This is a genomic window from Oerskovia enterophila (genome assembly GCF_044748475.1).
In the GTDB taxonomy this organism is placed as follows: domain Bacteria; phylum Actinomycetota; class Actinomycetes; order Actinomycetales; family Cellulomonadaceae; genus Oerskovia; species Oerskovia enterophila.
The window spans coordinates 444,637-451,007 of sequence record NZ_JBIVFZ010000001.1; the positions used below are offsets into that span (position 1 = coordinate 444,637).

Consider the following 6,371-nt stretch of genomic DNA (forward strand, 5'->3'; position numbering starts at 1 on the left):
CAGGCAGTCAGATGGAAGGACGACACAGGGTGGACCTGTTCGAATACCAGGCGCGCGACATCTTCGAGAAGCACGGGGTTCCCGTGCTGGGCGGCGTGGTTGCCACGACCCCCGAAGAGGCTCGCGAGGGCGCTGAGAAGCTCGGTGGCGGGACCGTGGTCGTCAAGGCCCAGGTCAAGGTCGGCGGTCGCGGCAAGGCGGGCGGCGTCAAGCTCGCCCACTCGCCCGAGGAGACGGCCGAGAAGGCGTCCGAGATCCTCGGCATGGACATCAAGGGCCACACGGTCCACCGCGTCATGATCGCGGAGGGCGCGAAGATCGCCGAGGAGTTCTACTTCTCGGTGCTCCTCGACCGGGCCAACCGCTCGTACCTCGCCATGGCGAGCGTCGAGGGCGGCATGGAGATCGAGGTCCTCGCGGTCGAGCGCCCCGAGGCGCTCGCCAAGGTCGCGGTGGACCCGACCGTCGGCATCGACCAGGCCAAGGCCGACGAGATCGTCGCCGCCGCCGGGTTCGCCGACGACATCAAGGCGCAGGTCGCCGACGTCATCCAGAAGCTGTGGACCGTCTACAAGGAGGAGGACGCGACCCTGGTCGAGGTCAACCCCCTGGTCCGCACCGAGGACGGCTCGATCGTCGCTCTCGACGGCAAGGTGACCCTCGACGAGAACGCGGGCTTCCGCCACGCCGACCACGAGGCGCTCGAGGACAAGGACGCGGCCGACCCTCTCGAGGCCAAGGCCAAGGAGAACGACCTCAACTACGTCAAGCTCGATGGCCAGGTCGGCATCATCGGCAACGGTGCGGGGCTCGTCATGAGCACGCTCGACGTCGTCGCCTACGCGGGTGAGCAGCACGGCGGGGTCAAGCCCGCCAACTTCCTCGACATCGGCGGCGGCGCGTCCGCGGCCGTCATGGCCGCGGGCCTGGACGTCATCCTCAACGACGAGCAGGTCAAGAGCGTGTTCGTGAACGTCTTCGGTGGCATCACGGCGTGCGACGAGGTCGCCAACGGCATCGTCCAGGCGCTCGCGATCCTCGGTGACGAGGCGAACAAGCCGCTCGTCGTCCGCCTGGACGGCAACAACGTCGAGGAGGGGCGCGCGATCCTCGCTGAGGCGAACCACCCGCTCGTCACCCTGGCCGAGACGATGGACGGCGGCGCCGACAAGGCTGCCGAGCTGGCCAACGCCGCTTCCTGACCCGAGACCCGAGAGAGAAAACAGACAGACATGGCAATCTTCATCAACGAGGACTCCAAGGTCATCGTCCAGGGCATGACGGGTTCGGAGGGCCAGAAGCACACGACGCGCATGCTGGCCTCCGGCACCAACATCGTGGGTGGCGTGAACCCGCGCAAGGCCGGCACCTCGGTCGCCTTCCCGAAGGGCGACGGAACGGTTGACGTCCCCGTCTTCGGGTCCGTCGCCGAGGCGATCGCCGCCACGGGCGCCGACGTCTCCGTGATCTTCGTGCCCCCGGCGTTCACCAAGTCGGCGGTCGTCGAGTCCATCGAGGCCGGCATGCCGCTGACCGTCATCATCACCGAGGGCGTCCCGGTCGCGGACTCCGCGGAGTTCTTCACCCTGGCCGAGGCCAAGGGCGTCCGCCTCATCGGCCCCAACTGCCCGGGCATCATCAGCCCCGGGAAGTCGAACGTCGGGATCATCCCGGCCGACATCACGGGCCCCGGCAAGATCGGGCTCGTCTCGAAGTCCGGCACGCTGACCTACCAGATGATGTACGAGCTGCGTGACTTCGGGTTCTCGACCGCGATCGGCATCGGCGGCGACCCCATCATCGGCACCACGCACATCGACGCCCTCGCGGCGTTCGAGGCGGACCCCGACACCGAGGCGATCGTCATGATCGGCGAGATCGGTGGCGACGCCGAGGAGCGTGCCGCGGCGTACATCCAGGCGCACGTGACCAAGCCGGTCGTCGGCTACGTCGCGGGCTTCACGGCTCCCGAGGGCAAGACGATGGGCCACGCAGGCGCCATCGTCTCGGGCTCGTCGGGCACCGCACAGGCCAAGAAGGAGGCCCTCGAGGCCGCGGGCGTCAAGGTCGGCAAGACGCCGTCCGAGACCGCCGCTCTCATGCGCGAGATCCTCTCCTGACCTCGCACGCCTGAGCAGCACCATCCGACGGCGTCCGGCCTTGAGGCCGGGCGCCGTCGGCGTACCCTGAGGGCCCCGCTCCTGGGCGGGTCTCGGGCGCGCCGCACGACGTGCCCCACGACGCCCGACCGATCGACGACGATGGAGACCATGACCACGCCGACCCAGTCCGCCGCTGCCCGGCGCGGGACGCCCCGCACGCTCGAGGAGCCCGTCGGGGGCCCACGGCGCCCGCTCGAGGCCCCTCGGCGCTGGGTCTCCGGTCTCGTCGCAGCGCTCCAGGCGCTCGCGCTCTCGCTCGCCGTCGTGATCCTGCCGGCCGTCGCGGCGTTCCTCGCGTCCTCGGCAGGTCCGGCCGACGACGGCACGGGCTGGGGGCAGTCGGTGTCGGTCGCGGCCGGGCTGTGGCTGCTCGCGCACGGGGTCCCGCTGGCCGCCGCGGGGACGACGGTGACGCTCGTCCCGCTGGGGCTCACGGCCCTGGCGCTCTTCACGTGCTACGCCTCGGCGCGGCGCTCGGCGCACACCGCCTGGTCCGCGTGGGCCGTGGGCGTGGGCGTGTACGCGCTCATGACCCTGGGGATCGCGCTGCTGTCCGGCTCGGCGCCGGGCTGGGACGTCCTGTTCGCCCCGCTGGGTGGTGCGGTCGTCGCCGCCCTCGGGCTGGGAGCCGGGATCCTCGCGCGCCCCGACGCGCCCCGGATCGGCGAGCTGACCGCGGTCCTGGACCCCTACGTCCCGCCGGTCGTCCGGCTGGGCGCGCGCGCGGGCCTGCTGGGCGTCGCCCTGCTCGTGGGGCTCTCGAGCGTCGTGCTGGGCGTCTGGGTCGTGGCCGGGCGTGCGACCGCAGCCGACATCATCACGGGGCTCGCCCCCGGTGCGGTGGGCGGCCTGATCCTCGCCGTCGCCCAGCTCATGGTCGTGCCGAACCTGGTGCTGTGGGTGAGCTCGTGGCTCGCCGGTCCCGGCTTCGTGGTCGGCGACGGCAGCAGCTTCACGACCGCGGCCTCCGACCCCGGCGCGCTGCCCGCGGTCCCGCTCCTGGGGGCGCTGCCGGGAGCCGAGTGGACGACGGTCCTCGCCTCGTTCTCCCCGGTGCTCGTGGTGGTCATGGGCCTGGTCGCCGGGGCGTTCGTGTGGCGCCGGTGCGGAGGGCTCGACGCCCGCTGGACCGACCTGGGGCTCGCAGTCCTGGGTGTCGCCCTGGCCTCAGGACTGCTCGTGGTGACGCTGCAGGTCGCGGCGGGTGGCGCCGTCGGGCCCGGACGCATGGCGCACGTGGGGGCGCCGCCCCTGCTCTCCGGCGGGCTCGTCGCGGCGGAGATCGCCGGGGGAGCGGCGCTCGCCCTGGTCTGGGGCAAGGCGGCCGTGACCGAGCGGGTGCGCCACCGCCACGACGAGGAGCCCGAAGACGGGGCGCACCCCGGCGACTGAGATCGCCCGGGGCGCGGCGTCGAGGGTCTACCGGGTACGGCCTACCGGCCGAGCTGGTCCTTGGTCCACTGCTCGCGCGCCTGCTCGTACTGGACCGCGCACTCCTGTTGCGCCGCGACCGTGATCGCGCCGTCGAGGCAGGCCTGGTTGTCCATCTCGATGTCCCACATCGCGAGGCCGCCGATCATCGACAGCGACATGGTCACCGTCAGGCCCAGGCCGACGGCGACCGCGGGCAGCAGCGCCCCGCCGAGCCGGGCACGCCAGACCGCACGCAGCGCGCGCACGCCGAACACGATGGTCACGACCGCGAAGAACAGGCTCGCGACCCGCCAGGGGAAGGCCAGCGAGCTCGTGACGAGGGTGACGAGCATGAGCAGCCCGAAGTGCAGCACCTGGCGCGTCGTGGCGCGCAGCTGCTCGGGGTCGACCTGTGCGAGCGGGTCGGGCTTGCCCGGACCGCCGGGGCCCTGAGGAGCGCCGGGTCCGCCGGGTCCGCCCGGGCGGCCTTGACCGGGAGGCGGGCCCTGCTGCGGGCCCCGAGGGGCGCCGGGAGGTCCCTGCACCGGGGGAGGGGTGGGCTGTCGCGCCTCGTCGGTCGGCTTCTGGGCGCCGGGACGTGGGGGCGCGTACGGGTTGCCCATGGGCAGCTCCTCGGTGCTTCGCGGATGGCACGGGAGGGGGCCGGTGCTCGTCCCGGGGCCCGGAGGACGCGGAGCAGACCGGCGCCTCTCCGGCGCGGACTAGGGTGGTGCCTGGCTATTCTCCCGCATTCTCCCCCCACCGCAGACGCCCTTGAGGAGCACCGTGCGCACACCTTCCGGTCAGCCCATCGACACGACGAGCGCGGCGCGCGTCGTCGTCCTGGTCTCAGGGGCGGGGAGCAACCTCGCGGCGCTGCTCGCGGCGCACGAGGACCCCGCCTACGGGGCGCGGGTCGTGGGCGTCGTCACGGACAAGCCGGGTGCAGGGGCGCTCGACCTGGCGCGCGAGGCGGGGGTCGCGTCGGTCGTGGTCGCACCGGGTGACTTCGCGGACCGCGACGCGTGGAACGACGGCGTCGCGGAGGCCGTGGCGGTCTTCTCGCCCGGCCTGGTGGTCCTCGCGGGCTTCATGCGCATCCTCAGCCCGGCGTTCGTGGACCGGTTCGCGGGCCGGACCATCAACACGCACCCCGCGCTGCTGCCCTCGTTCCCCGGCGCGCACGGCGTGCGCGACGCGCTCGCGTACGGCGTCAAGGTCACGGGCTGCACGGTCCACGTGGTCGACAACGGTGTGGACACGGGGCCGATCATCGCGCAGGCGACCGTGGCGGTCGAGGACGCCGACGACGAGTCCACGCTGCACGAGCGCATCAAGGTCGCCGAGCGGGCGCTGCTGGTCGAGACGGTTGGTCGCGCGGCGCGCGAGGGCTTGCGGGTCGAGGGGCGCCGGGCGCTGCTGGGCTGAGGGCCTCCACGGGGCTGCGCCGCTAGTGAGCGACCCGGGGGTTTGAAGAGCGCGCCTGCCGAGAGTTCGTCGTGCCGAGCTCAGCTGACGGGGCCCGGGCGCGCCCGCTGCACCGGGCGCTTCTTCCTCGATCCCGACGGCGCGGTACGCAACGGGTCCACCGGATCTGAAGCTCGGACCCTTGACTTGCCTCGTGATCAACGAGTACGTTGATCAACGTAACCGTTGATCACGACGAGCAGGCCGACATGACCCTCCTGGACGACCCGCACGACGACACCGACGCCGCCCTCGACCGCGCGTTCCTCGCGCTGGCCGACCCGGTCCGCCGGAGCATCGTCGCCACGCTGTCCAGGGGACCGGCCACGGTCAACGAGCTCGCCGCACCCTTCCCCATCACGAAGCAGGCCGTGTCCCGGCACATCCAGGTCCTCGAGACCGCGGGTCTCATCACCCGTACCCGGGACGGCCAACGACGACCCTGCCACCTCGACCCCGCCGCGCTCGAACGGCTCACGGCATGGATCGACGAGTACCGGCTCACCGCGGAGCGGCAGTACCGCCGGCTCGACGCCCTCCTCGGGCGACTCCAGGCGACGTCGTCGGACCCATCGAAGGAGCAGTCATGAGCAGCAAGCACCCCACGACCGTCACAGCCCCTCCGGGGACGCCCTTCATCGAGATCGTCCGCGACGTCGACGCACCGCGCCCCCTCGTGTTCCGGGCCTACACCGACCCCGCCCTGGTCACGCAGTGGCTCGGTCCGCGCCGCTACGAGATGGTCCTCGACCACTGGGACGCCCGGACGGGCGGCTCGTGGGCCTACGTGCACCGCGCAGGCGAGGAGGAGTACGGGTTCTTCGGCGCGTTCCACTCGGTCGTCCCGGACACGAGCGCCGTCCAGACGTTCGAGTTCGCGGGCGCACCCGGTCACGTGAGCCTCGACACCGTCTCGTTCGAGGACCTTCCCAACGGCGGGACCAGGATCGTCACGCGCTCGGTCCACCAGTCGGTCGAGGCCCGCGACGCCATGGTCGGCTCGGGCATGGCCGACGGCATGAGCGAGGGCTTCGAACGTCTCGACGAGCTGCTGGCCTCGGACGCCGTCGCCTGAGACCCGGCGGTCGCCGGTCTCCGTCCGTCGAGACTGTGGGGTGACCCGCTGGTCGCTGGGGCCGCCGGCGCTGGCCGTGCCTGACATGTGGCGGTCGTCGGCCACCGCCCGTCGGTTGCCGGGATCGCTGAGAACCGTCCGGGAATCGGGCGCCTCCGCGAGATGCGGCCAGTGGGGGTCGAAATGCGGTTTCCGGCCCCCATGAGCCGCATCTCGCGGGCGGAGACCGTGGGGGACCCGGATGCCCGAGGCGG

At 72.4% G+C, this 6,371-nt stretch carries 7 protein-coding genes; 6 read left to right on the top strand and 1 reads right to left on the bottom strand.

Features of this window, described 5'->3' with window-relative positions; all coding sequences use genetic code 11:
* The first annotated feature begins 29 nt into the window (after positions 1 to 29).
* The 3 genes from sucC (at position 30) to ACIPWA_RS01955 (ending at position 3,554) form a co-directional block, all read left to right on the top strand.
* Positions 30 to 1,202, top strand: coding sequence for an ADP-forming succinate--CoA ligase subunit beta (sucC, locus tag ACIPWA_RS01945; protein ID WP_056647588.1), 1,173 nt, complete (start codon positions 30 to 32; stop codon positions 1,200 to 1,202).
* Between the two features lie 30 nt (positions 1,203 to 1,232).
* A complete protein-coding gene (sucD, locus tag ACIPWA_RS01950) occupies positions 1,233 to 2,120 on the top strand; it encodes a succinate--CoA ligase subunit alpha (protein WP_068627339.1) in 888 nt (295 codons plus the stop codon).
* A gap of 150 nt (positions 2,121 to 2,270) precedes the next feature.
* Complete coding sequence (locus ACIPWA_RS01955; protein ID WP_400287867.1) at positions 2,271 to 3,554, top strand: cell division protein PerM; 1,284 nt, start codon at positions 2,271 to 2,273, stop codon at positions 3,552 to 3,554.
* Positions 3,555 to 3,595: 41 nt separating this feature from the next.
* On the opposite strand, the gene ACIPWA_RS01960 is transcribed toward ACIPWA_RS01955, so the two are convergent.
* Positions 3,596 to 4,198, bottom strand: a complete 603-nt coding sequence (locus ACIPWA_RS01960) for a hypothetical protein (protein ID WP_400287868.1) — start codon at positions 4,196 to 4,198, stop codon at positions 3,596 to 3,598.
* Positions 4,199 to 4,361: 163 nt separating this feature from the next.
* Between ACIPWA_RS01960 and purN the strand changes: the two genes are divergently transcribed.
* From purN to ACIPWA_RS01975, 3 genes are all read left to right on the top strand, one after another.
* Complete coding sequence (purN, locus tag ACIPWA_RS01965; protein ID WP_400287869.1) at positions 4,362 to 5,003, top strand: phosphoribosylglycinamide formyltransferase; 642 nt, start codon at positions 4,362 to 4,364, stop codon at positions 5,001 to 5,003.
* Between the two features lie 248 nt (positions 5,004 to 5,251).
* Positions 5,252 to 5,632 carry an ArsR/SmtB family transcription factor gene (locus ACIPWA_RS01970; protein ID WP_056647607.1) on the top strand — a complete coding sequence of 127 codons (381 nt, stop codon included), beginning with the start codon at positions 5,252 to 5,254 and terminating at the stop codon, positions 5,630 to 5,632.
* Positions 5,629 to 6,117, top strand: a complete 489-nt coding sequence (locus tag ACIPWA_RS01975; RefSeq protein WP_056647609.1) for an SRPBCC family protein — start codon at positions 5,629 to 5,631, stop codon at positions 6,115 to 6,117. Before ACIPWA_RS01970 ends, ACIPWA_RS01975 begins: the two co-directional genes overlap by 4 nt.
* Positions 6,118 to 6,371 lie beyond the last annotated feature (254 nt).